Source organism: Agrobacterium sp. S7/73 (assembly GCF_019355535.1).
GTDB classification, from domain to species: Bacteria; Pseudomonadota; Alphaproteobacteria; order Rhizobiales; family Rhizobiaceae; genus Agrobacterium; species Agrobacterium tumefaciens.
In genome coordinates this window covers 1,684,975-1,710,166 of record NZ_CP072137.1, presented here as the reverse complement: position 1 = coordinate 1,710,166, position 25,192 = coordinate 1,684,975, and the positions used below count along the sequence as shown (strand labels likewise).

The following is a 25,192-nucleotide window of genomic DNA, read 5'->3' as shown; positions in this document are numbered from 1 at the left end:
CGCGCTTTGGTCAATTTCCTGACAGGAGACAATTCCGGGAGGAAACTAATGCGCACCAAGGTCGTCATCATCGGCTCCGGTCCTTCGGGTCTGCTGCTTGGTCAGCTGCTTGCCAATGAAGGCATCGATACCGTCATTCTCGACCGGGCCGGCAAGGACTACATCCTCGGTCGGGTCCGCGCCGGGGTGCTGGAAGAAGGTACAGTGCACCTTCTGGAAAAGGTTGGCGCCGACAAACGCCTGCACAAGGAAGGTCTGCCACATGACGGTTTCTCGCTGGCCTTTGACGGGCGCGATCACCGTATCGACCTCTTCGATCTGACCGGCGGCAAACGGGTAACGGTCTACGGTCAGACGGAGGTGACGCACGACCTGATGGATGCCCGCGAAAAAGCGGGGCTTACCACAATCTATGAAGCCTCGAACGTGGAGCCGCATGATTTCGACGGCACCAGCCCCTATGTCACCTATGAAAAAGACGGCGTAAGCCATCGGATAGATTGTGATTTTATTGCCGGATGCGATGGGTTTCACGGCGTCAGCCGCAAATCCGTGCCTGAGCGCTCGATCAAGGAATTCGAAAAGATATATCCTTTCGGCTGGCTCGGTATTCTGGCCGAAGTGCCACCCGTCAGCCACGAACTCATCTATGCCAACCATCCCAGTGGTTTTGCGCTCTGTTCCATGCGCTCGCACACGCGCAGCCGCTATTACCTGCAATGTTCGCTGGAAGACCGGCCGGAGGACTGGAGCGATGAGCGCTTCTGGGATGAAATCCGCCGCCGCCTGCCGGAAAACCACGCCGATGCCCTGGTGACTGGGCCGTCATTTGAAAAATCCATTGCACCGCTTCGGTCCTTCGTGTGCGAACCGATGCGCTTCGGGCGGTTGTTTCTGGCGGGCGACGCCGCCCACATCGTGCCGCCGACCGGCGCCAAGGGCCTCAACCTTGCTGCCAGCGACGTGCATTATCTCAGCGAGGCGCTCATCGAATTTTATCGTGAAGGGTCGGAAGCGGGCATCGATTCCTATTCGCAGAAAGCGCTATCTCGCGTCTGGAAGGCCGTGCGCTTTTCCTGGTGGATGACGACAATGATGCACCGCTTTCCCGATACCGGCGAATTTGGCCAGCGCATCCAGGAAGCGGAGCTGGATTACCTCGTGCATTCCCGCGCGGCCTCCACGGCGCTTGCGGAAAACTATGTCGGGCTTCCCTATTAGGAAACAGTTTCGGGCTTCGGGTCGAGCAGTTCGCGCGCAGCTTCGCGAATGGCCTGTATCAGCAGCGACAGCGGCAGTGAGGGCTGCGTATCGGCTCGCACCGTCAATCCGACCGGGCCGCTGGTATCGCCGGTATCGACCGGCAGGATCGCCAGAGTTCCATCTGCCACATCGCCTGCGACCACGCCTTCCGAAATGATCCAGACGGCATCACTGGTGCGCAGGAACGCGCGGCCAAACGCATCCGATACCGTTTCGATGCGGATCGGCAAGGCCGGCACCCCATTGGCGATCAGGAACTGCTCAACGATGGGACCGATTACCGACTGGCGGGTGGGGATCAATACCGGGAACTCGTGCAGGTGATCGAAAACCGAAATGCCCGGCGACAGCAGCGGATGGCCGGCGCGCACGACGAACCGCACCTTTTCGGAATAGAGATGCTCGAAGGAAAAGCCCGCCATTTTTTCCGGCGCAGCCAGGCGCCCGACGACGAGATCCAGATCGCCGACGCGCAACTGCTCCAGAAGAACGGCATTGTCACCGGTGACGATCTTGACCGGGCTGCCGGTTTTTTCCGAAAGAAATCCCGCCATGGCTTTCGGCATGATCCTCACCGATACGGTCGGCAAGGCACCGACGCGAACCGGCGGGCCGGCACGCGCCGCCTCCTGCGAGACGGAATCGACCGCATGGCGAAGTGCCGTCATCGTTGCCCCGGCATGGCGCAGGAACACCTCGCCATAGCGGCTGATGCGGATGCCGCGCCCCTCGCGGTCGAACAGCGAGACGCCCAGAATCTCCTCGAGTTCGCGGATGGTTTTCGTTACCGCCGGCTGGCTGACATGCAGGATTTCTGCCGCACGAATGACGCTTTTCTGGCGCGCCACCTCCACGAATGTCTGAAGATGCCGGAACTTTATACGCTGCTCGACCATCTAACATATAATCCATTGGTTATACTTTTCACCGATAATGTCATTTTACTTAACCGGAACGTGCTTGCAATATCGTCAACAGGAGGACGTACCTCATGCATTTTCTGCGCTGTGGCGAAAACGCGATCCATTATCGTGCGCACGAACTGGAAAGCGGCAAGCCGGTCATCGCCTTTATCAATTCGCTTGGCACCGATTTCCGTATCTGGGATGCGGTGATTGCGGAACTTGGCGACAACTATGCTTTCGTCCTGCACGACAAACGTGGCCATGGCCTGTCCGATATCGGCCGCCCTGCCTATTCGATAGACGATCACGCGGACGACCTGATTGCCATCCTCGATCATCTTTCCGTCGACAATGCGGTCATCTGGGGTCTGTCAGTCGGTGGACTGGTTGCACAGGGACTTTATGCCCGGCGTCCCGATCTCGTGCGTGCCCTTGTGCTCAGCAATACCGCCCACAGGATCGGCACCACCGAGATGTGGAACGCGCGCATCGACAAGATCGCCGCAGACGGCCTTGCCTCGCTGATCGATCCGGTGATGGAGCGCTGGTTCACACCAGCCTTTCGCCAGCCGGACAACGTGGTTTATGCGGGCGCGCGCAACATGCTTTCCCAACAGCCGGAGGCCGGTTACAGCGGCACCTGCGCCGCCATACGCGATGCCGATTTCACGCACGAAGCGGGTCGCATCGCTGTTCCGACGCTCTGCGTGGCGGGCGATGAAGACGGGTCGACACCGCCAGCACTGGTGCAATCGCTGGCGGACCTCATTCCCGCAAGCCGTCTCGCCACCATTGCACGCTGCGGCCACATTCCATGCCTTGAACAGCCGCTCGCCTATGCGCAGGCGGTCGGTGATTTTCTGAAGACCTTGCCGGAGCACTGACAGATGGCGGACAATATCGACAAGAACGAGAGATTTGAGCAGGGCATGAAAACGCGCCGCGCCGTGCTCGGTGACGCGCATGTCGACCGCGCGCAGACGGTGACGACGGGGTTCGATCAGCCGTTTCAGCAGCTCATCACCGAAGCGGCCTGGGGCACGGTGTGGTCCGGTAACCACTGGACGAAGCGCGAGCGCTCGATGGTCACCATCGCCTTGCTTGCCGCACTCGGTCAGGACGAGGAGCTTGCCATGCATGTGCGCGCCACCGCCAATACCGGCGCCACCGAAGCGGATATTCGCGAAGCGCTGCTGCATGTCGCAATCTATGCCGGCGTGCCCGCCGCCAACCACGCTTTCAAGACCGCCAAGCTTGCTCTGGCCGGCATGAAAGCCGATAGTTCCCGCGACGAGGAGGAGACGAAATGAGTAATACAAAGCCCGAAACCGGGCCGTTCTTCGCACGCGACCGCGATATTCATCCGCTGGCCTATGCTCCCTGGTACAAGACCTCTATCCTGCGTTCTCCGCAGCGCGCCCTGATTTCGCTGGAAGGCACCAAAAGCGAGATCACCGGGCCGGTTTTCGGCCACAGCCTGCTGAACGAGCTGGATAACGACCTGATCCTCAATTATGCCCGCCCTGGCGAAATGCCGATTGGCCCGCGCATTCTGGTCCACGGCCGGGTGCTGGACGAGCGCGGCCGCGGCGTGGACGGTGCGCTCGTGGAATTCTGGCAGGCCAATGCCGGCGGGCGGTATCGCCACAAGAAGGAAACCTATCTCGCCGCCATCGATCCGAATTTTGGCGGCGTCGGCCGCACGATCACGGATGAGAACGGTTATTACTGGTTCAAGACCATCCAGCCGGGCGCTTACCCCTGGCCGAACGGCGTCAACGACTGGCGGCCTGCCCATATCCACTTCTCGGTCTTCGGCCACGGTTTTGCCCAGCGGCTGATAACCCAGATGTATTTCGAAGGCGATCCGCTGATCTGGAAATGTCCGATCGTCAAAACCATCCCGGACGAGGATGCGATCAAGCGGCTGATCGCGCCGCTGGATATGAATTCAAACATTCCCATGGACATGCTGGCATACAAGTTCGACATCGTGCTTCGCGGCCGCCGCTCCACGTTTTTCGAAAATCGCAAGGAAGGCAACTGATCATGGTCCAGCCGCTCAGTTATCTCAAGGAATCAGCGTCGCAGACGGCAGGTCCATATGTCCATATCGGCTGCACCCCCAATTTCGTTGGCATCGAGGGCGTGTTCGAAAAGGACCTGGGCTCCGGCGCGCTCTATAACGACAAGGCTCGCGGCGAACGCGTAAGCGTGCGTGGCACGGTCTACGACGGCGCTGGCATACCGCTGAAGGACGCCCTGATCGAAATCTGGCAGGCGGATACGGACGGTTATTACAACAGCCCCAGCGAAACACGCGGCAAGGCGGATCCGAATTTCACCGGCTGGGGCCGCTCGCCCGGCGACATGGATACCGGCGAATTCATCTTCGACACCATCAAGCCCGGCAAGGTGCCCTTCCGCGACGGCCGGTGGATGGCGCCGCACATCACTTTCTGGATCGTGGCGCGCGGTATCAATATCGGCCTGCAAACCCGCATGTATTTTCCCGAAGAGCAGGAGGCCAATGCGGCCGATCCGGTCCTTGCCCGCGTCGAGCAGAAAAGCCGCATCGCCACCCTTGTCGCCAAAAAGGAGGAAGGAAACATCTATCGTTTCGATATCCGCCTTCAGGGCGAGGGCGAAACCGTGTTTTTCGATATCTGAGCGGAGCCGTAACCTGAGATGAGCCTTTCCCCCTTTGAACATCCGTTTCTCTCCGGCCTTTTTGGCGACAGCGAAATCGTTGAGCTGTTTTCGGCCAGAGCGGATATCGATGCCATGATCCGTTTCGAGACGGCGCTGGCGCAGGCGCAAGCCGGGGCGGGCGTCATTGAAGCGGATGCGGCGGATGCGATCGTCTCCCGCCTTTCCGATTTTGCCGCCGATACCACCGCGCTTCGCCATGGCGTCGCCAAGGACGGCGTTGTGGTGCCGGAACTTGTCCGGCAGATGCGGGCGGCGGTTGCCGGTACTGCGGCGGAAAAGCTGCATTTCGGCGCCACCAGCCAGGATGTCATCGATACCAGCCTGATGCTGCGGCTGAAGGCGGCAGCGGAAATCATCGCGGCACGGCTCGGCCGCCTCATCGATACGCTGGGTGATATTGCGGCCCGCGATGGCAGCAACCCGCTGACGGGATATACCCGCATGCAGGCCGCCATCGCCATCACGGTCGGCGACAGGGTGGCAAGCTGGATCGATCCGCTGGAACGGCATCTGGTTCGGATCGACACGTTTTTGCAGCACGGTTTTGCCGTCCAGTTCGGCGGCGCGGCCGGCACGCTGGAAAAGCTCGGCGACAATGCCGGCACTGTCCGCGCCGATCTCGCAAAGCGCCTCGGCCTTTCTGACAGGCCGCAGTGGCACAGCCAGCGCGACGGTATCGCCGAGCTTGCCAATCTGCTGTCGCTCGTCACCGGCACGCTTGGCAAGTTCGGGCAGGATATCGCGCTTCTGGCCGAAGTCGGCGCCGAAATTCGCATGAGCGGCGGGGGTGGTTCCTCGGCGATGCCGCACAAGCAGAACCCGGTCAATGCGGAAACGCTGGTGACGCTGGCACGCTTCAACGCCGTGCAGATTTCGGCGTTGCACCAGTCTCTCGTACACGAACAGGAACGTTCGGGCGCGGGCTGGATGCTCGAATGGCTGTCGCTGCCGCAAATGGTGACGGCAACGGGGTCCTCACTCCTGATCGCCGAGCGCCTCGCGAGGCAGATCGACCGGCTGGGAGCAAGCGAAGAATAAAGAGGGAATGACAGATTTTCGCGAGGACTGAGCGGCCTTCGGGCGCTTTTGCCAGCGAGATGGGAATGGCGCGGGCGCGCGATGAAAACGCTTGCGACCAATCACATTAGTCGTTGATAAAAAACGACTTTCTTGAACAAGATGAATGAAGAAAAAGTGATCTTTAAGCTGTTTCTAACCGGAGTTGGCGCTTGACATAAAATTGAACTAACTGGTACAAACATTCAGGTTAACGCTATGCTGGCACAGAAGTGTGGAGCTTCCCCGGCACGGTAAAAACAAACGGAGGGCTTTGGAGCCACAGGGTTTCCAAAGCGATGCGAACAAGGCGAAACGTCTGTTCGGACCCGAACGGGTTGGGAGGAAATATGTCTTACAGTCTCGATTTTTCGGCGGTTATAGACCGTCTGCCCGAGCTGCTTCTGGCCTGTCTTGCAACGATCGGCCTTGCAATCGCCGGCATGTCGCTTGCCACCGTCATCGGGGTTCTCGGCGTCGTGGCCCGCCGCTCGCGCTTCAAGCTGCTGCGCGGTCTGGTCATCGGATTCGTGGAAGCCATTCGCAACACGCCGTTTCTGGTGCAGATATTCTTCATCTTCTTCGCCCTGCCGCAAATCGGCATCAAGCTTAACCCCACGGTCACGGCAATCATTGCGCTTGCGTTGAACGGCGGCGCTTATGCCATTGAAATCATTCGCGGCGGCGTCGATTCTATTCCCAAGGGTCAGGTTGAGGCGGGATTGGCGCTTGGCCTGCACCGGGCGCAGATCTTCCGGCACATCATTCTGAAGCCGGCGCTTCGCGCGGTCTATCCGTCACTCACCAGCCAGTTCATCATGCTGACGCTGACCACTTCGGTCTGTACCTCGATTGCGGCTTACGAGCTGACCTCGGTGGCCCAGCAGATCGAAGCGGACACCTTCCGCTCCTTTGAGGTCTATTTCTCGATCACGCTGCTTTATCTGGTAATTTCCTCGCTGATGATGGGGGTATTTTCCCTCATCTCCCGCACATCGTTCAGCTATCCGGTCAAGTGAGGAAAAGACAATGGCATCCATCGGTTCCAACGAATTGTTCTTCCTGCTGCAGGGCCTGAAATGGACCCTTGCGCTGACCCTGATCGGCTTCATCGGCGGCGGCATTTTCGGTCTTTGCGTCGCGCTTGGCCGCGTTGCCGAAACCCCGGCGATCCAGCGCGCCAGCACCGGATTCATCGCGATTTTCCAGGGCACACCGCTCCTGATGCAGCTTTTCGTCGTTTATTACGGCGTGGCGCTTGCGGGCCTGAATGTGGATGCCTGGATTGCGGTCGCCATCGCATTCACCCTGCATGCCAGCGCCTTTCTGGGTGAAATCTGGCGCGGTGGCATCCAGGCTGTGCCGAAGGGTCAGACCGAAGCCGCCAACGCGCTTGGCCTGCACTACGTGTCGCGAATGAAAGACGTGGTTCTGCCGCAGGCCTTCAAGATTTCGCTGCCCGCCACCATCGGTTTTCTGGTGCAGCTCATCAAGGGCACGTCGCTTGCCGCCATTGTCGGCTTTGTCGAACTGTCCCGCGCCGGCCAGATCGTCTCCAACCAGACGTTCCGTCCGCTGACGGTCTTTGCCATCGTCGGCATCATGTATTTCCTGATCTGCTGGCCGCTTTCCCTGTGGGGCGCCAGTGTAGAAAAGCGGATGCAAGCCGCTTCCCGCTAATACCCATCAACATGTCATCAAGCTTTGTAAGGAGGAGCAAAAGATGAAATCCAACGGTAAATTCTCACGTCGCACCCTGCTCGCGCTCGCCGCAGCGACGGTCGCCCTGCCCTTTATCGCACCGGTCGACGCCTTCGCCGGCACGGTGGATGAGGCCAAGGCCAAGGGCAAGGTAGTAATCGGCATTCAGGGCGACAATTCGCCATGGGGCTTCGTCAATTCGAGCGGCGTTCAGGACGGCCTCGATGCCGATATCGGCAAGGCGTTTGCCGAATATCTCGGCGTCAAGGTGGAATTCGTACCGCTTGCCGTGGCAAACCGCATTCCGGCCCTTCTGACGGGCAAGGTCGACCTGCTGTTCGCAACCATGGGCATGACCGCCGAGCGCGCCAAGACCATCCAGTATTCCAAGCCCTATGCCGGTAACGTGCTTTCCGTCTACGGCCCCAAGGACAAGAAGATCGGCAACTATGACGATCTGACCGGCGTCTCCGTCGGCGTTCCGAAGTCCAGCGCCATGGACACGGCGATCACGGCAGGTGCAGGCTCCAAGGCCAAGATCCTGCGCTTTGACGATGATGCCGCCAACATTCAGGCGCTGATTTCCGGCCAGGTCGAGGTTGTCGGTGGCAACCAGTTTTATGGCGACCGCCTCAATCAGGCTGCCAACGGCAAATACGAGCCGAAGTTCGACCTGACGACGCTTTACAACGGCGCCGGCACTCGTCCGGGTGAAAAGGACTGGAACGAGACCGTCAACGCCTTCCTCGACAAGATCAAGTCGGATGGCCAGCTTGCCAAGATCTACGACAAGTGGATGAAGCGCGAAGTTCCCGCTTTCCCGGAAAGCCTGCCGGATATTCCTTTCACCGTGAAGTGAAGACCGGAAGAGGCTGGATTGGGAGGAGTAACCAATGGGAATCTTTAACAAACAGACGCGTTGGCGAACAGCCATCGCCATCGGATTGGCAGCAGCTTTGCTGCCAATCCTGACACCCGCAGGCGCAGAAGCCAGAACACTTGAAGAAGCAAAGTCCAGCGGCAAGATCATCATCGGCATTCAGGGCGACAACGCGCCCTGGGGTTTCATAAACTCCTCTGGTGTTCAGGAAGGTTATGATGCGGATTTAGCCCGCGGGTTTGCGGACTATCTTGGACTGAAAGTGGAGTTCGTACCGCTTGCAGTCGCCAACCGCATCCCGTCGCTTCGCACCGGAAAGGTCGATGCCCTGTTCGCGTCGATGGGGATGACGCCGGAACGCGCGAAAAACGTACAATATGCGCAGCCTTACGCGCATAACGTCATGTCGGTCTATGCCACCAAGGACAAGAAGATCGCCAACTTCGACGATCTCACGGGAATGACCGTCGGCGCGCCGAAATCCAGTCCGATGGACACGGCTTTGACCGCAGGTGCCGGCACCAAGGCAAAAATTCTGCGTTTCGACGATGACGCCGCCACCATTCAGGCGATCCTGTCGGGCCAGATCGAGGCAATCGGCGGCAACCAGTTTTATGGTGACCGTCTCGCAGCGGCTGGCGGCAAGGATTACGAGGTAAAGTTCGACCTCGTGACCCTCTACAACAGCGCCGCCACGCGCCCCGGTGAAAAGGACTGGAACGAGGCACTCAACGCTTGGCTCGACAAAGCCAAGGCCAATGGCGAGCTCGCAAAAGTCTATGCCAAATGGATGAAGCGCCCGGTTCCGGACTTCCCGGCCTCGCTTCCTGACATTCCCTACACCGTTAACTAACGCTGCTTCCCAGCATGAAGGAAAGTTCCATGTCGCAATCCTCCGCCGCACAGGCTCCGCTGATCGCCCTTGAAGGGGTTGGAAAGTGGTATGGAGCCTTCCATGCGCTGAAAGGCGTCAACATGACGGTTCGCAAAGGCGAAAAAATCGTTCTTTGCGGCCCGTCGGGTTCAGGAAAATCCACCCTTATCCGCTGCATCAACCATCTGGAAGAAATCCAGGAGGGCAAGATCACGGTCGAAGGAACCACGCTTTCGGATTCGACCCGCGCCATCGATGCCGTTCGCCGTGAAGTGGGCATGGTGTTCCAGAGCTTCAATCTCTTCCCGCACAAGACCATCATGGAAAACTGCACCCTCGCGCCCATGCGGGTGAAGGGCCTGTCGAAAGCCGATGCGGAAGCGACCGCGCGCAAATATCTGGAGCGCGTGCGCATTCTCAATCAGGCCGATAAATATCCGGCGCAGCTTTCCGGCGGCCAGCAGCAACGCGCAGCGATTGCCCGTGCGCTCTGCATGGAGCCGAAAGCCATGCTGTTCGATGAGCCGACTTCGGCGCTTGATCCGGAAATGGTCAAGGAAGTGCTCGACACGATGATCGGTCTTGCCCGCGACGGCATGACGATGATCTGCGTGACCCATGAAATGGGCTTTGCCCGGCAGGTTGCCGACCGTGTGGTCTTCATGTCGGAAGGCGAAATCATCGAGGAAGGCCCGCCGGACGAGTTCTTCCGCGATCCCAAGCACCAGCGTACCCGCACATTCCTCGGCGAAATTCTCGCCCATCACTGAGGCTCACCCGGAGCCGACAGGCAGGCGGGGATGACCCCCGCCTCTCCCACCACGTTCGATGAGCGATGACCTGAACATGACAGACACCAAATCCTTCAAGGTCGGCCTGATTGGCGCCGACATCCAGCTTTCCAAATCTCCCGCGCTGCACATGCGCGAAGGGGCTGCCCACGGCCTCGATTATTCCTATGAGCTTGTCGATGTCGTGGCGCGCAAGCTGCCGGAAAGCGCGCTTCCCGATCTGCTCAATGAGCTGGAATCGCGCGGCTTTGCTGGCACCAACATTACCCATCCATTCAAGCAGGCGGTACTTCCGCACCTGCATGAATTGTCTGATGATGCCCGCATGCTCGGCGCGGTCAACACCGTCGTCTTCAAGGACGGACGTCGCATTGGGCACAATACGGACTGGTACGGATTTTACGAAAGCTTCATGCGCGGCCTGCCGGATGCGAAACGCGACCGGGCGCTGCTGGTCGGTGCTGGTGGTGCAGGCGTTGCGGTGGCCCATGCGGCGCTGAAACTCGGCATTACCCATCTCGATATCTGCGACCGCGATTTCAGCCGCGCAGATCATCTGGCTGCCGAACTCAACGCCCGTTTTGGCGAAGGCCACGCCTTTGCCGTGAAAGACCCGGCAGATTCCCTGCCCTTCGCGGATGGGTTGATCCACGCCACACCGATGGGCATGCCCGCCCATCCCGGCATGCCGGTCAAGGCCGACCTCCTTGAACAACGGCACTGGGTGGCCGATATCGTTTATATGCCGCTGGTGACCGAGCTTCTTGCGACGGCGGCCCAAAAAGGCTGTCGCACCCTGCCCGGCGGCGGCATGACGGTGTTTCAGGCTGTTGGCGCGTTTCGGCTGTTCTGCGGCCGTGAACCTGATGCCGAGCGCATGACGGCACATTTTACCGAAATTTGCACGAAAGAGGGTGTGGCGTGAGCCTTTTCACCATACTTAACGGACCGAACCTCAACCTGCTCGGCCAACGCCAGCCGGAAATCTACGGCTACGAAACGATGGCCGATGTGGAGGCCAATTGCCGCGCGATTGCCGAGGCGGCGGGCCACGAGATATTCTTTGCCCAGAGCAACCGGGAATACGAGCTGATCGACTGGATCCATGCGGCGCGCGGCACATCGGCAGGCATCGTCATCAATCCCGGTGCCTTTACCCATACCTCGGTGGCGATCCTCGATGCACTCAACACCTTCGAGGCACCAGTGATCGAGGTTCACATTTCCAACATCCACAAACGGGAGATCTTCCGCCACCATTCCTATATCTCGACGCGCGCCGAAGGCGTGATCGCCGGTCTCGGCATCGAAGGTTACGGGGTGGCGCTCAGCCACCTCATCGGCCGTCTTTCCCGATCTTCGTGATATGGTCCGGGCTCAGCACATATCGCAACACCATGTCGCTGACGTGATGCGACAATGTTTGCTGACCCTTCTCGGTAAACAGCCCGTCGCCGAAGATGAAAGAGAAGGTTGCGACGTTCGAGACGTTGAAAAAGGACAGCGCGCTGATCTGCCAGTGCAGTTCCAGCGCATTGATGCCGTTGCGGAAAATGCCGCTCCTCTGGCCGCGCAGCAGCACGCTTTCCAGGGCATCGATGGCCGGCCGGTTGAGCTGGCGGATCGTTCCGGACGATTGCATGTGCCGGCCGTGATGAATGTTCTCGATCATCACCATGCGGATGAAAGCCGGGTTGCGGCGATGGTGATCGAAGGTGAACCGACAGAGCTTTTCGAGCGCCGCAACCGGCTCCAGACCGTCCAGCTCGAGATCGCTCTCGCCGCCACGCACCTTGGCATAGGCTTCTTCAAGAACGCGCTGGTAAAGCCCTTCCTTGTCGGTAAAATAATAATAGATCATCCGCTTGGACGTGCGCGTGCGGGCGGCGATCTCGTCGATGCGCGCCCCCGACAGGCCGTTTTGCGAAAACTCCTCCATCGCAACGGAAAGAATGTCTCGGCGCACGCCTTCCGGATCGCGCTTCGCCTGCCGGGTTTCGCTGGTGCCATTCGAAGTTGCGCTTTTTGTCATGATCCATCCATCAGCAGGGTATACGGCTTGCCGCCGCACCCCTATTATTAACCAATTAGTACATAACGCTGAAAAGGAACGCAATATGGCGAGCTATGACACAGGCAAACAGGGCGTGCCAATGCGTACTTCCATCGCCACCGTCTCCATCAGCGGCGAATTCCCGGAGAAACTGGCGGCCATTGCGAAAGCCGGTTTCACCGGCGTGGAGATTTTCGAGAACGATTTCCTGACCTACGACGCCTCGCCGCGCGAGGTGAAGGCCCTTGCGGCGGATCATGGGCTGGATATCACGCTTTTCCAGCCGTTCCGCGATTTCGAAGGCATGCCGGAACCGCACCGCGCCCGCGCCTTTGAGCGCGCAGGGCGTAAATTCGACATCATGGGCGAACTCGGGACCGATCTGATGCTGATCTGCTCGAATGTCTCGCCGGTGTCGCTGGGTGGCATAGACCGCGCCGCCGCCGATTTCCATGAGCTTGGCGAGCTTGCGGCCAGGCATGGTGTTCGCGTGGGCTACGAGGCGCTGGCCTGGGGCCGGCACATCAGCGATCATCGCGATGCGTGGGAAGTGGTGCGCCGCGCCGATCACCCCAATGTCGGTATCATCCTCGACAGCTTCCACACGCTGTCGCGCAAGATCGATCCCAACTCCATACGCTCCATTCCCGGCGACAAGATCTTCATCGTGCAATTGGCCGACGCCCCGCTGATTGACATGGACCTCTTGTACTGGAGCCGCCATTTCCGCAACATGCCCGGCGAAGGCGATCTGCCGGTGGTGGATTTCATGCGCGCTGTCGCCGCAACCGGTTATAGCGGCCCGCTGTCGCTCGAAATCTTCAACGACCAGTTCCGCGGTGGCTCGGCGCGCCTTTTGGCTGAGGACGGCCATCGTTCGCTCATCAACCTCATGGATCAGGTGCGCCGTCTGGAGCCCGACATCCGCATCGAGGCGCCCGCCATGCCTGAGCGGGTGCAGACGGAAGGCGTGGAGTTTGTCGAGTTCACAACGGCACCGGAGGAAAAGGCCAATCTGGAAGCGCTGCTCGCCACACTCGGTTTTGATAAAACCGCGAGGCACCGCAATCGCGATGTCGATCTCTATACGCAGGGCGACATTCGCATCGTTATCAATACCGGCGGTACCGGTGAGAGTTTCGCCGGTGCATCCTACTCCATCCACGGCACCAATGCCTATGCATTCGGCCTGAAGGTCGATGATGCGCAGGCAGCGCTTGCGCGTGCGGCAGCGCTGGGCGCGCCGACATTCGCCGAACCGCGCAAATCCGGCGAAGTCGCGGTTCCAGCCATTCAGGGCGTGGGCAATGGCGTCATCTATTTCCTCGACGGGTCCACGGCGCTCGCCTCCATCTGGGACAATGAATTCGCACCGGTAGATGCGACGGCACCGGCAGGCAATACCGGACTGACCCGCATCGACCATCTTGCGCAAACAACGCATTACGATGAAATGCTGACCTGGCTTCTGTTTTACACATCGCTGTTTTCAACGCGCCGCACGCCGATGGTGGATGTGGTCGATCCCGGCGGTCTGGTACGCAGCCAGGCCATAGAAAGCGTGCCCTCCCCGCGTTTCCGCCTGACCATGAACGGCGCCGACAACCGAAAGACCTTCGCCGGCAAATTTCTGGCGGAAGGTTTCGGCACCAGCATCCAGCACATCGCCTTCGCCACGGACGATATCTTCGCCACCGCCAAGGCTCTGCATGCGCGCGGCTTTCACGCCCTGCCGATCTCGCGCAATTATTATGACGATCTGGAGGCCCGCTTCGGGCTGGAACCAGAATTCTCCGACGCACTCCGAGAAGCAAGCATCCTCTACGACCGGGACGACAACGGCGAATATTTCCAGATATACAGCCGCACCTTCGGCGAAGGGTTCTTCTTCGAAATCGTCGAAAGGCGCGGTGCCTACGGCGGATATGGCGCGATGAACGCCCCCTTCCGCATCGCTGCGCAGCGGCGTCTTGCGCCACCGATCGGCATGCCGAAGGAATAGGCGCAGACACCAGTCCACTGGTGCTTCAAAAATGCAAACAGGCCGCAGCCAGCAGGAATGCCGCTGCGGCCCCTGTCTTTATTTACGCCAGCGTCACTATCTCATAGTCCCGTGGAATGGCGGAGGTGGCAACAAACCACTTAGATGCGCGCGTGCGCTGCTGATGAAAATCGAAAGCAGCGCGGTCCACAAAAAGCTCTTCCACCCTCCAGATCAGGGGGTCTTCGGTCTGCGATACCTCAAAGGAAATACAGCCCGGCTCCGCTCTGGTCAGGCGAATGTGATCGGGTAGATGGCTTTCTACAAGTTGGACATCCTGCACCGATGCGCAACTTAGGAAGCCGGATAGCCTGACCGCACCCGTTCTATTCGTCATACCCGGTATCCTTTTTCAATGGTCTTCGTCCGGCCTGTATCACGGGCAGCGGCACCCGCAACCACTGAAATCGATACATCCTCAATACAGACTAAAAACATCCCTTAATCGGGGTCCGGCCCTTCGGCACACCCGCGCCCAAAATAAATGCACTTGCGTATTTGTAGAGCAGTATACAAAAATTGTTCAACACTCTGGACATGATTGTCCTGTTTTGTTAGCTTTTTTTGTAAAACAAGGGGTGGGGAATACAAGTTCATGTGCATCATCGATTCTGAGACTGGCAACAGGCATTTTACCGGCACCGGTGAGGTCGCCCGTAGCACTTCGACCAGGTCGCAATTTCCGTATCGACCGGCAGCAGCCAATCTACATCGCGCCTGAAACGCCATGCGCTTTCTTTTTGACACTCCCATCCTCCGGCACAGCGTTTCATCCCGCGCGCCTGCCCGACGCCCTTGCCCCCTCACTATTTCAGATGGCCGCGCCGGCATTGCCGCGCATGCCAAGCCGGAGACGCTGATATGACTGCCGCAAACCGCAACGCCCTCCTCTCGGTTGAAAACCTGAGCGTTGAGTTCGGCGACAGCCGCGTCGTGGACGATATTTCCTTTGCCGTGGAAGCCGGCAGGACAGTGGCGATCGTCGGAGAATCCGGATCGGGCAAATCGGTCACGTCGCTCTCGACCATGCGTCTTGCGGATATGATGGGCGCGACTTACCCCGCCGGTCGCATCATGTTCGAAGGCAAGGATCTGCTGAAGGCATCGCAGAAGGAAATGCGGTCGATCCGCGGCAAGGAGATCGCCATGATCTTCCAGGAGCCGATGACATCGCTGAACCCGGTCTTCACCATCGGTGACCAGATCTGCGAAGTGCTTGTCCTGCACGAGAAAATGGGCAAGGCGGCGGCCATGGCCGAGGCAAAAAAGTTGCTCGACATGGTGCGGTTGCCGGATGCGGCCGAGCTTCTGCACCGTTATCCGCATCAGCTTTCCGGCGGCATGCGCCAGCGCGTGATGATTGCCATGGCGCTTGCCTGTCGGCCGAAGCTGCTGATCGCCGACGAACCGACGACGGCACTTGATGTCACCATTCAGGCGCAGATCCTCAACATCATGCGCGACCTGCAAAAGAAGCTCGGCATGGGCATGGTCTTCATCACCCATGACATGGGCGTGGTGGCGGAAATGGCCGATGACGTCGTCGTCATGTGGAAGGGTAGGAAGGTTGAGGAAGGCCCGGTCAAGGACATCTTCGCCAATCCGCAGCATCCCTATACGCGGGCGCTGCTTTCCGCCGTTCCGCGCCTCGGCAGCATGACCGGCGAAGAGTTTCCCAAGCGCCTTCCGCTCACCGTCCTGCAGGATGGCCAGCCGGTCGTGGTGGGCGAGGAACGGGTGCAGAACACCGCAAAATACGACGAGAAGCCGCTGCTTTCGGTTCGCGACCTGTTCGTTCGCTTCGATATTCGCAAGAACCTGTTCGGCAAGGCGACGCACCGTTGCAGCGCCGTGCAGAAGGTCAGCTTCGACATCCACGCCGGGGAGACACTGGCGCTGGTCGGTGAATCCGGTTCGGGCAAATCCACCATCGGTCGCACAATCCAGCAGCTGCAATCGGCGGTATCAGGCGAAATATCCTTCAACGGCCGCGGCTATTCTGAGATGTCGGCGGCGGAACGTTTCCGCATGCGGCAGGAAGTGCAATATATCTTCCAGGACCCCTTCGCCTCGCTCGATCCGCGCAAGACGGTAGGCTTCTCGATCGCCGAACCGATCAATACCCACGGCCTGATCAACGATGCCAAGGCGGTGCGCCGCCGGGTGGATGAACTGCTGGAACGGGTGGGTCTGAGTTCGGAACATGCATCGCGGTATCCGCACGAGTTTTCGGGCGGCCAGCGGCAGCGTGTCTGCATTGCCCGCGCGCTCGCCTCCGATCCCAAGCTCATCATCGCCGACGAAGCGCTGTCGGCGCTCGATGTCTCCATCCAGGCGCAGATCATCAATCTGTTCATGGATTTGCAGGCGGAACGTGGTCTTGCTTACCTGTTCATAAGCCATGACATGGCGGTGGTGGAAAAGATGAGCCACCGCGTCGCCGTGCTTTATCTCGGCCAGATCATGGAAATGGGCAGCCGCCAGCAGGTCTTCGAAACGCCCACGCATGATTATACGCGCCGGCTGCTTTCCGCAGTGCCGGTTGCCGATCCCCTGATCGAGCGCCGCATCGCCATGATCGAGGGCGAAATTCCCAATCCCGTGCGCCGCGTCGGCGATGAGCCCGCCATTCTCGCCCATGAGGAAATCAATCCAGGCCACTTCATCGCGAAGAGTGCCTGAACAATAACCAAAACCGTAACCATCTGAAGAGGAACAGGTAGATGACAAAAATCAAAAAGGGGATGACGGCAACGTTCGTCGCGCTTGCGCTGGCCGGCACGGCCTTCACCGCAGCGCCGGCTTTCGCCGCTGGCAAGATGACCATTTCCAGCCCGCAGGACCCCGGCAGCTGGGATCCGATCGACACCTTCCTGGTGCAATGGGCAGCTGTCGCCACCAACATCTTTGATGGCCTGACCTATCGCGGTCCGGACCTGAAACTCGTGCCCGGCCTTGCCGAATCCTGGGAAGAGCTGGATGAAGGCAAGCGCATCCGCTTCAAGCTGCGCCAGAACGTCAAGTTCCATAATGGCGAGCCCTTCAACGCCGCCGCCGTCAAGTTCACCTTCGAGCGCCTTCTCGGCGAACAGGGTGCCAAGGGCCCGCAGCGCTCCAACTATGTCGCCATCGAAAGCGTCGACGTCATCGACGACTATACCGTCGACATGAAGCTGAAGGCGCCCGATCCGGTACTTCTGACCAAGCTTGCCGGTTATGGCGGCATGATCGTTCCGCCGAAATACATTCAGGAAAAGGGTGAAGACAACTTCAACCTCAACCCGGTCGGCACCGGCGCGTTCAAATTCGTCTCCTATGCGCCGAAGACCAACATCAAGCTGGAAGCCAACCCGGATTACTGGGGCGGCGCACCAAAGCTCTCCGAACTGGAATTCCGCTTCATCGCCGAGCCGGCGACCGCAGTTGCCGAATTGCAGGCCGGCCGCGTCGATCTCGTCATTCCTCCCACCATCCCGATTGGCATGATCCCGGTCATCGAAGGCGATTCCAAGCTGGAGATCGTCAGCGTTCCAGGCCCGACGGTGGATGCGCTGCGTTTCAACACTCGTGACGGCATCACCGCTGATCCCAAGGTGCGCAAGGCCATCATTATGGCCGTTGATCGCGGCACGATCGTCAAGTCGATCCTTGCCGGTCAGGCCTCGGAAATCGCCAGCTTCCAGAGCGCGCTGTCCTTCGGTTACGACGCCGATCTGAAGCCGCTGCCTTATGATCCGGAAGGCGCAAAGAAGCTGCTCGCGGAAGCCGGCGTCAAGCCGGGTGCGGCGCTGCAGATCGATATCAGAGGCAACGATGCGACGATGAACGAAGTCGCGCAGGTCATCTCCAGCTATCTGTCCATGGTCGGCATCACCGCCACCATCAAGCCCTATGAGACCAACGTGCTCCTGAACGACATCATCCCGCAGGGCAAGACCGGCGCGATGTTCCAGCAGAAATGGGGCGGCTGGACCTTCGATTACGACAACACGGCCTATTCCATGTACCACTCGGGTGAAAAGTGGAATCCTTACGACAAGGACGAGAAGCTGGACAAGCTGCTGGAATCGCAGCGCCCACTGACTGACCGAGCCGAGCGCGAAAAGATCCTCAAGCAAGTCGGCGCCTATGCCGCCGAGCGCGCGCTGGAAATTCCGCTTTACAACACCAATGCCATTTACGGCATCAACAAGCGGGTCAAGGGTTTCGTGGCACCGCCGGATAACCGCCTGAAGCTGACCGACGTCACCATCGAATAATCAGGCTTATCCTCCCTAAAAGCGCCTTGCCCGCCATCCCGCGGGCAAGGTCGGGTCTCTCTTCAAGGTAAAAAACGTGGCCGGTTTCCTCATCAAGCGATTGCTGCAGGCGATTTTCGTCGTCATCGCCATCACCCTTCTCGTTTCCTTCGCCATCCGCCTGACGGGCGATCCGGCTGTCACCATGTTCCAGGGCGGCGGCAGCATGACGGAAGACGATCTGGCGCGCATTCGTGCGACGCTTGGAACCGACCGGCCGTTCTTCGTGCAATATTTCAGCTTCCTGAAAGGCCTGGTTACGCTCGATTTCGGCCGCAGCTTCACTGGCAGCACGCCGGTATCACGGCTCATCGCCGATGCCCTGCCCGCCACGCTGCTTCTTGCCTTCATCTCCATGGCGGTGTCGATTGCGCTTTCCATTCCGCTCGGCATCAAGGCCGCGACCTCGCGCGGCAAGACGGCCGATCAGGTGATCCGTATCTTCTCGCTCGTCGGCCTGTCATTCCCCAATTTCTGGCTGGCCACCATGCTGGTGCTGCTTTTCTCCATCACGCTCGGCTGGCTGCCGCCAAGCGGCATGGGCGGCTTTGCAAGCTACATCATGCCATCGGTCACCATGGGCGTTATCCTGACGGCGACCAATGTGCGCCTGGTGCGCACGGCCATGCTCGATACGCTGCGCTCGCAATATGTCATGGTGGCGCGCGCCAAGGGCCTCAGCGAAAACAAGGTGCTTTACAAGCATGCGCTGCGTAACTGCGCCATTCCGCTGATTACCTATTTCGGCCTGCAATTCGGCGGACTTCTCGGCGGCATCGTCGTCATCGAGCGCGTCTTCAACTGGCCGGGTCTCGGCACGCTCGCCTTCGATGCGGTGGGCGCGCGCGACTATCCCGTGCTTCAGGCCGTCATCACCGTGCTGTCGCTGATGATCGTCGGCATCAACCTTCTGGTCGATATCGCCTACGGGCTGGTCGATCCGCGCATCCGCACGGAGTAATTGACGATGGCTGCCAAAACCTCGCGCCTGTCGCGCTTCAACAATCTCGAATTCATCCTCGGCGCCCTGCTTACCGTCGTCATCTGCCTTGCCGTTCTTCTTTCCGACGTGCTGTTTCCGGGCGGTGCCGAAAAGATCGACCTGATGGCGCGCCTTGCCAAGCCCTTCACTAGCGCCGCCCATCCGCTCGGCACCGATCCGCTCGGCCGTGACGTACTGGCCCGTGTCGTGGCCGGCGGCAAGATTTCGCTGCTCGTCGGTTTCACCTCGGTCATCGGTGCCGTGGTCTTCGGCGTGATCGTCGGCCTGGTCGCCGGTTATTATCGCGGCTTCTGGGACATGCTGGTCATGCGCTTTGCCGATATCCAGCTCGCCATGCCCTTCATTCTCTTGGCCATCACCTTCATCGCAATTGTTGGCGGCAGCCTCACCAACACCATCATCCTCCTGATCGTCTCGCAATGGGTACAATATGCCCGTCTGGTGCGCGGCTCGGTGCTGACGCTTCGCGAGCGGGAATTCATCCTGTCCGCCCGCGCCATTGGCGTGAAGGACTGGCGCATCATTCTCCAGCACCTTCTGCCGAACCTGATCGGCCCGGTCATCGTGCTGATGACGCTCAACGTCGCCAACAACATCCTGCTGGAAAGCAGCCTCACCTTCCTCGGCCTCGGTGTCGATCCGACCATTCCGAGCTGGGGCGGCATGCTGGCGGATGGCCGCACCTATCTGCAAACGGCATGGTGGGTCAGCGTCTTCCCCGGTCTTGCCATCCTTCTGACCGTGCTTGGCCTCAACCTTCTCGGTGACTGGCTGCGCGACAGCCTCGACCCCACCGGCAGAACCTCAAGGTGATCGTTATGAGCCAGATTTTCGACCAGACCTTCAAGCGTACTCTGGATGTGCTTCTCGCCAACTCCGCGCCCGGCCAGTCCTTCGAGGCATGGACGTTCGATGACGCCAAAAGCCGCCGCGAAGCCGAAGAAAGGCTGAAGAAAAAAGGCGTCAGTGCCCGCATCCGCAGCGCCTACAAGCCGCTTCTCTTCACCTTTCTTGAAGAGATCAATCTTGGTGGCGTCGATGCCATCGAGGTGCATTACCCGGTGCACGCCAATGCACCCGCCAATCGTTTCCGGCTGGAGGCCTATCCGCTGGCGGCACTAGCCGGCGACGCGAAGATCGATTTTATCGCCCGCGACGACGACGCCCTTCATTATGACGTTACGCTGAGCCGCAACGGCAAGAAGGAAACCCTGAAGGTTCTCGCTCCCAACCGGGTTCATACCGATATCGTCGGCGAAACCAATGTCTCGCCAACCGGCTGGTTCCGTCCGGCCGGTGACGCTACGGGCGAGCGGCTGGAGACGGATTACGAGGAGCTTTTCGAAGCGGCAATCAATGCCGTTGCCAACCACGGCTGGGGCGATGAGGAACCCTATTTCGAGGAATTGAACATCCGCGTTACGCACCCGTCCGAAGACATGGCGCTGCCGGTCGGGCACGAGGTGATCAGCCTGCGTGAAGCGCTGCACGAGGATTTCTATTTCTCCCTCCTGGAATTCTTCCAGAAGAAGTCCGGCCGGCCGCTGGGCGACCGGGGCCTGAAACCCGGCCAGATCGTTCCGGAAGTCGTCAAAAGCAACGGCGACGTTTCGGTCCGTATCGAGACCCGTGCACTCACCACCACTTTCCTGGATGGCGGCGAACAGCGGATCGACGAGGCCCGCGAACCGGTGGCGGCGGGTCAGATCGCGCGTATGCTTGCCGAGATCGGCGGCGAGGCGTTCGAGGCCCGCTCGCGGTCGGGCCGCGTTCTTGCCGCCCGTTATGTCGCGGGCAGCGATGCCGCCGTGATGATCAGCGGCGGCCAGCATCCCAATGAAACCACCGGCATCGTTGGCGCCGTCCGCGCCGCCTGCAAACTTGCGGAAAGACAGGGCGCGCATTTCACCATTTCGCCGCTGGAAAACCCTGATGGTTATGCCCTGCACCAGCGCCTGCGCGCCGACAATCCACGCCACATGCACCATGCGGCGCGGTACACGGCGCTCGGCGACGATCTCGAATATCGCACGCGGGAAAATTCGGGCGTCCATCTCAACGAGAAGGCAATCCGTTTCAGCGCGCAGGAGATGAGCGGCGCGAGCCTGCATGTGAACCTGCACGGTTATCCCTCGCACGAATGGACCCGTCCGCTTTCCGGTTATGTGCCGCGCAATTTCGCCATGTGGACGCTGCCGAAGGGTTTCTTCCTCATCATCCGCCACCATGCGGATTGGGAAAAGCAGGCGGAAGCCCTGCTCGACCGGGTTACCCGCCATCTCGGCGCCATTCCGGGCCTGCTGGATTACAACAACCGCCAGATCGCGCTCTACGAGATTCACGCCGGTGAAACCGGTTTCCGCATCATCAACGGTTTCCCGTGCCTGTCGTCCATCGACGACCGCCACACAGTGCCGATGACGCTGATTACCGAATATCCTGATGAGACGATCTACGGCGATGACTTCATCACCGGCCACACCGCGCAGATGGAAACGGTTCTTTCCGCTTACGACGCCTGGCAGGATATTTTCGTCGCGGACGTTGCCTGATTTCGAAGCGCCCCCGATTGGGGGCCTCAGAATGATGGCGAAGTCCCGAAGCCCTCGTCCGTCATGCTTGGACTTGTCCGGAGCAGCTGCAACGTCTTGGTCTAGTTGGACGTGATTGGATCCTTGGGGCAATCCAGCGATGACGCCGGGTGTGAGGGAGCTTTGTCATCACCCTCAGTTGCCCCTGTACGGCTTACTTCTCAGCCGTGGCGGCAAGCTTCTTTTCCTGCTGCTTCTGCAAAAGCCGCTTGCCCTTGCTCAAAATATGCAGATTGGCGGCATCAAGTTTGTTATATCCGGCCTGGATAATATCGAGATCGGCGACGTGACCGATTGCTGCCAGTTCATGCATCACGTCGCCAACAGCGACATCGACGCTCGGCTTCGGCAGGTGCACAACATCTTCCACCGCGGCGCGCATGCCATCCGCCGCGCCGCCCATGACGTGATACAGCGCCAGCGCCTTGCGGAGAAAAGCTTCGCGGCGCTCGATCTTGTTGTTGAGTATACTGTCGCCAACGCGATTCCGCATAAGATCAACGGCTTTATTCTGATATTCGCCCATCAAGACACCAAATGAAATTCAAAATATGCTTCGGGAGACTACGGACAATCCCCTTAGAACTGGTTAAGGCACCGGGATTACGTGCATATTATCGTCATTTTCCGGCCGCGTGGAGCAGGGCATTTTTCATAACGGCGGCATTTGGAAGCAGCATGCTGAAACGGGACCTTTCGTGATGGCTGCAGCGGCTGCGGCAATTGAGAATCGCCAGACTATCCCTATTGTATGATCCAATATCGGGCAGAACCGGATAAGGCGGCGATCCATAACCATCAGGTTATTTATTGCCCCCTTTTTTTCATTTTACTTTGGCCATCGCACTTACCAGTTTGACTGGCTGGATCGGTGGAGGGAGCCACGGATCAATTGGGAGGAAATCATGAAATTACGGATCACCGCCGCAATCGCGGCCATCTGCTTCAGTTCCGTTGCCTACGCCGAGACGATCAAGGTCGGCGTGGTTGGCCCGTTCTCCGGCCCCTTCGCGCTGCAGGGCAAGAACTTCAAGGCCGGCATAGACGCCTGGTTTTCGCTTCACGGCAACAAGGTGGGCAATGACACTGTCGAAGTCGTCTACCGCGATGTGCCGCAGGCCGATCCGGCGCAATCCAAGGCGCTGGCGCAGGAGCTGGTTGTAAAGGAAGGCGTGCAATATCTCGCCGGCTTCTATTTTACGCCCGACGCCATGGCGGTTACGCCGCTTCTGAAACAGGGCAATGTGCCCATGGTCATCATGAATGCGGCCACGTCGGCCATCGTTACGAAAAGCCCCTATGTGGTGCGCACCTCGTTCACGACATGGCAGACATCCACCCCCATCGCCAAGGTGGCTTTCGATGGCGGCGTCAAGAAGGTCATTTCGCTGGTCAGCGATTACGGCCCGGGCGTTGACGCGGAGAACGCCTTCAAGGCAGCCTTCACCGCCGCTGGCGGCGAAGTTGTGGAAAGCATTCGCATGCCGCTTTCCACCAATGATTTCAGCCCCATCATGCAGCGCGTGAAGGATTCCGGCGCACAAGGCGTCTTCGCCTTCCTGCCCTCCGGCCCGACGACGCTCGGCTTCGTGAAGGCCTTCAACGACAACGGCCTGAAATCATCAGGCATCAAGCTTTTCGCGCCGGGCGATCTTACACAGGAATCGGATCTGCCGGCCCTTGGCGAAGCAGCACTCGGCATGCAGACTACCTTTCACTATGCCGTCTCCCACGATTCACCCGAAAACAAGACCTTCGTGGAGGCCGCAACCAAGGCCATTGGCAATCCCAAGGAACTGTCCTTCCCCGCAGTCGGCGCGTTTGACGGCATGTATGTCATCACCAAGATGATCGAGGCGACCGGCGGCAAACAGGATGCGGAAAAGGCTGTCGAGGCGGTGAAGGGTCTTTCCTGGACAAGCCCGCGCGGCCCTGTCAGCATCGATCCGCAGAGCCGCCACATCACGCAGAACATCTACCTGCGCGAAGTCTCCAAGGGCGATGACGGCAATTATTACAACAAGGAAGTCCAGACTTTCGAAAAACAGGGCGATCCGGGCCTTGCCGCCGCCAAGTAAGCATTGAGACGGAAATGACCGGCGCCGCCTTTTGCGGGCGGCTCCGGCACGGGTGCAATCGCATCAGGAGGAGCTTTCGAACATGCAGACGGTCTTCAGCATCCTTGTCGATGCGCTTGCCTATGGCATGGTGCTTTTCATCATCTCCATCGGCCTATCCGTAACAATGGGGCTGATGCGTGTGGTCAATCTCGCCCACGGCGCCTTCGCCATGATCGGCGGGTATCTCGCCTCCTATGCCGCCCATGGCCTCGGCCTTGGTTACGCGGCGGCAATCCTCGTTGCGATTGTCGGCACCATCGTGATCGCCATACCGCTTGAACGGTTTCTCTACCGGCGCATCTACGGCGCGCCCGAACTGACGCAGGTGCTGATGACCATCGGCATCACCTTCTGCATCATCGGCATCGCCAATTTCGTGTTCGGGCCAACGCTCAAAACCATTCCGCTGCCTCAGGAACTGGCCGGTCCTACCGATCTCGGTTTTCGCACCATCGCCACCCACCGCATCTTCGCCATCGTCGCTGGCCTCGTGGTGGCGGGGGCACTTTGGTTCACGTTCGAAAAGACCGCCTTCGGCATCAAGTTGCGGGCAGCGGTGGACAATGCGGCCATGGCAGCAGCCCTCGGCGTGCGCACCGAAATCATCTATGCCGTAAGCTTCGCCATCGCCGTCGGCCTTGCCGCCATGGGCGGCGTCATCGGCGCAGAATTGCTGCCGGTCGAACCCTATTATGCGCTGCGCTACATGGTCACCTTCCTGGTGGTCGTATCCGTCGGCGGCGCAGGCTCGATCCCCGGCGCGCTGATCGCCTGTCTGCTACTTGGCGCCATCGATACGACCGGGCGGTATCTTGCCCCCGAATATGGCGAATTCTTCTTCTATCTGGCGGTTATCGTGATCATCACGCTGTTTCCGCGCGGCCTTCTTGGAAGGGCGAAATGA

At 59.5% G+C, this 25,192-nt stretch carries 25 protein-coding genes; 21 read left to right on the top strand and 4 right to left on the bottom strand.

What is annotated here, in order from left to right:
- The first annotated feature begins 48 nt into the window (after positions 1–48).
- A complete protein-coding gene (gene pobA, locus J5276_RS22785; RefSeq protein WP_111789878.1) occupies positions 49–1,221 on the top strand; it encodes a 4-hydroxybenzoate 3-monooxygenase in 1,173 nt (390 codons plus the stop codon).
- Here pobA and pcaQ read toward each other — a convergent pair.
- Positions 1,218–2,159, bottom strand: coding sequence for a pca operon transcription factor PcaQ (gene pcaQ, locus J5276_RS22780; protein ID WP_019567002.1), 942 nt, complete (start codon positions 2,157–2,159; stop codon positions 1,218–1,220). The genes pobA and pcaQ overlap by 4 nt on opposite strands.
- Positions 2,160–2,254: 95 nt before the next feature.
- Between pcaQ and pcaD the strand changes: the two genes are divergently transcribed.
- The 12 genes from pcaD to aroQ all read left to right on the top strand — a co-directional run bounded on the left by pcaD (position 2,255) and on the right by aroQ (position 11,547).
- Positions 2,255–3,052 carry a 3-oxoadipate enol-lactonase gene (pcaD, locus tag J5276_RS22775; protein ID WP_174012353.1) on the top strand — a complete coding sequence of 266 codons (798 nt, stop codon included), beginning with the start codon at positions 2,255–2,257 and terminating at the stop codon, positions 3,050–3,052.
- 3 nt (positions 3,053–3,055) lie between these two features.
- Positions 3,056–3,478: a 4-carboxymuconolactone decarboxylase gene (gene pcaC, locus J5276_RS22770; protein ID WP_004431033.1), complete on the top strand. Its 423-nt coding sequence runs from the start codon at positions 3,056–3,058 to the stop codon at positions 3,476–3,478.
- Positions 3,475–4,215, top strand: coding sequence for a protocatechuate 3,4-dioxygenase subunit beta (pcaH, locus tag J5276_RS22765; protein WP_004431032.1), 741 nt, complete (start codon positions 3,475–3,477; stop codon positions 4,213–4,215). Before pcaC ends, pcaH begins: the two co-directional genes overlap by 4 nt.
- Before the next feature lie 2 nt (positions 4,216–4,217).
- Positions 4,218–4,838, top strand: coding sequence for a protocatechuate 3,4-dioxygenase subunit alpha (gene pcaG / locus J5276_RS22760; protein WP_174012351.1), 621 nt, complete (start codon positions 4,218–4,220; stop codon positions 4,836–4,838).
- A gap of 18 nt (positions 4,839–4,856) precedes the next feature.
- Complete coding sequence (locus J5276_RS22755; RefSeq protein ID WP_174012349.1) at positions 4,857–5,918, top strand: 3-carboxy-cis,cis-muconate cycloisomerase; 1,062 nt, start codon at positions 4,857–4,859, stop codon at positions 5,916–5,918.
- Positions 5,919–6,286: 368 nt separating this feature from the next.
- Positions 6,287–6,955 carry an amino acid ABC transporter permease gene (locus J5276_RS22750; protein ID WP_004431026.1) on the top strand — a complete coding sequence of 223 codons (669 nt, stop codon included), beginning with the start codon at positions 6,287–6,289 and terminating at the stop codon, positions 6,953–6,955.
- Positions 6,956–6,965: 10 nt separating this feature from the next.
- A complete protein-coding gene (locus J5276_RS22745; RefSeq protein WP_004431025.1) occupies positions 6,966–7,616 on the top strand; it encodes an amino acid ABC transporter permease in 651 nt (216 codons plus the stop codon).
- A 43-nt stretch (positions 7,617–7,659) separates the two neighbouring features.
- Complete coding sequence (locus tag J5276_RS22740; protein WP_004431022.1) at positions 7,660–8,496, top strand: transporter substrate-binding domain-containing protein; 837 nt, start codon at positions 7,660–7,662, stop codon at positions 8,494–8,496.
- A gap of 34 nt (positions 8,497–8,530) precedes the next feature.
- Positions 8,531–9,370, top strand: coding sequence for a transporter substrate-binding domain-containing protein (locus J5276_RS22735; RefSeq protein WP_149916192.1), 840 nt, complete (start codon positions 8,531–8,533; stop codon positions 9,368–9,370).
- Between the two features lie 29 nt (positions 9,371–9,399).
- A complete protein-coding gene (locus J5276_RS22730) occupies positions 9,400–10,161 on the top strand; it encodes an amino acid ABC transporter ATP-binding protein (protein ID WP_004431018.1) in 762 nt (253 codons plus the stop codon).
- 58 nt (positions 10,162–10,219) lie between these two features.
- Positions 10,220–11,107: a shikimate dehydrogenase gene (locus tag J5276_RS22725; RefSeq protein ID WP_019566995.1), complete on the top strand. Its 888-nt coding sequence runs from the start codon at positions 10,220–10,222 to the stop codon at positions 11,105–11,107.
- The gene (aroQ, locus tag J5276_RS22720) at positions 11,104–11,547 is read left to right on the top strand and encodes a type II 3-dehydroquinate dehydratase (protein ID WP_004431014.1); all 444 of its coding nucleotides are present in this window, start codon (positions 11,104–11,106) and stop codon (positions 11,545–11,547) included. Before J5276_RS22725 ends, aroQ begins: the two co-directional genes overlap by 4 nt.
- On the opposite strand, the gene J5276_RS22715 is transcribed toward aroQ, so the two are convergent.
- Positions 11,519–12,214 carry a TetR/AcrR family transcriptional regulator gene (locus J5276_RS22715; protein WP_111801969.1) on the bottom strand — a complete coding sequence of 232 codons (696 nt, stop codon included), beginning with the start codon at positions 12,212–12,214 and terminating at the stop codon, positions 11,519–11,521. The two genes, aroQ and J5276_RS22715, sit on opposite strands and share 29 nt — an antisense overlap.
- 121 nt (positions 12,215–12,335) lie before the next feature.
- Between J5276_RS22715 and J5276_RS22710 the strand changes: the two genes are divergently transcribed.
- Positions 12,336–14,237 carry a bifunctional sugar phosphate isomerase/epimerase/4-hydroxyphenylpyruvate dioxygenase family protein gene (locus J5276_RS22710; protein WP_026331045.1) on the top strand — a complete coding sequence of 634 codons (1,902 nt, stop codon included), beginning with the start codon at positions 12,336–12,338 and terminating at the stop codon, positions 14,235–14,237.
- 82 nt (positions 14,238–14,319) lie between these two features.
- Here the strand turns inward: J5276_RS22710 and J5276_RS22705 are convergent, their stop codons facing one another.
- Positions 14,320–14,613, bottom strand: coding sequence for a putative quinol monooxygenase (locus J5276_RS22705; RefSeq protein WP_174012347.1), 294 nt, complete (start codon positions 14,611–14,613; stop codon positions 14,320–14,322).
- A 524-nt stretch (positions 14,614–15,137) separates the two neighbouring features.
- Here J5276_RS22705 and J5276_RS22700 point away from each other — a divergent pair.
- The 5 genes from J5276_RS22700 (at position 15,138) to J5276_RS22680 (ending at position 22,129) form a co-directional block, all read left to right on the top strand.
- A complete protein-coding gene (locus J5276_RS22700; protein ID WP_174012345.1) occupies positions 15,138–16,958 on the top strand; it encodes an ABC transporter ATP-binding protein in 1,821 nt (606 codons plus the stop codon).
- 41 nt (positions 16,959–16,999) lie between these two features.
- The gene (locus J5276_RS22695; RefSeq protein ID WP_174012343.1) at positions 17,000–18,535 is read left to right on the top strand and encodes an ABC transporter substrate-binding protein; all 1,536 of its coding nucleotides are present in this window, start codon (positions 17,000–17,002) and stop codon (positions 18,533–18,535) included.
- Positions 18,536–18,611: 76 nt separating this feature from the next.
- Complete coding sequence (locus tag J5276_RS22690) at positions 18,612–19,535, top strand: ABC transporter permease (RefSeq protein WP_174012341.1); 924 nt, start codon at positions 18,612–18,614, stop codon at positions 19,533–19,535.
- 6 nt (positions 19,536–19,541) lie between these two features.
- Entirely contained in the window at positions 19,542–20,390 is an 849-nt protein-coding gene (locus tag J5276_RS22685) for an ABC transporter permease (RefSeq protein WP_004430999.1), read from the top strand.
- Positions 20,391–20,395: 5 nt separating this feature from the next.
- Entirely contained in the window at positions 20,396–22,129 is a 1,734-nt protein-coding gene (locus J5276_RS22680) for a M14 family metallopeptidase (protein ID WP_174012340.1), read from the top strand.
- A 193-nt stretch (positions 22,130–22,322) separates the two neighbouring features.
- On the opposite strand, the gene J5276_RS30435 is transcribed toward J5276_RS22680, so the two are convergent.
- Positions 22,323–22,694: a hypothetical protein gene (locus J5276_RS30435; protein ID WP_013762356.1), complete on the bottom strand. Its 372-nt coding sequence runs from the start codon at positions 22,692–22,694 to the stop codon at positions 22,323–22,325.
- 379 nt (positions 22,695–23,073) lie between these two features.
- Between J5276_RS30435 and J5276_RS22670 the strand changes: the two genes are divergently transcribed.
- Together J5276_RS22670 and J5276_RS22665 are read left to right on the top strand one after the other, a co-directional pair.
- Entirely contained in the window at positions 23,074–24,246 is a 1,173-nt protein-coding gene (locus tag J5276_RS22670; protein ID WP_097099478.1) for an ABC transporter substrate-binding protein, read from the top strand.
- An 82-nt stretch (positions 24,247–24,328) separates the two neighbouring features.
- Positions 24,329–25,192, top strand: coding sequence for a branched-chain amino acid ABC transporter permease (locus tag J5276_RS22665; RefSeq protein ID WP_111801973.1), 864 nt, complete (start codon positions 24,329–24,331; stop codon positions 25,190–25,192).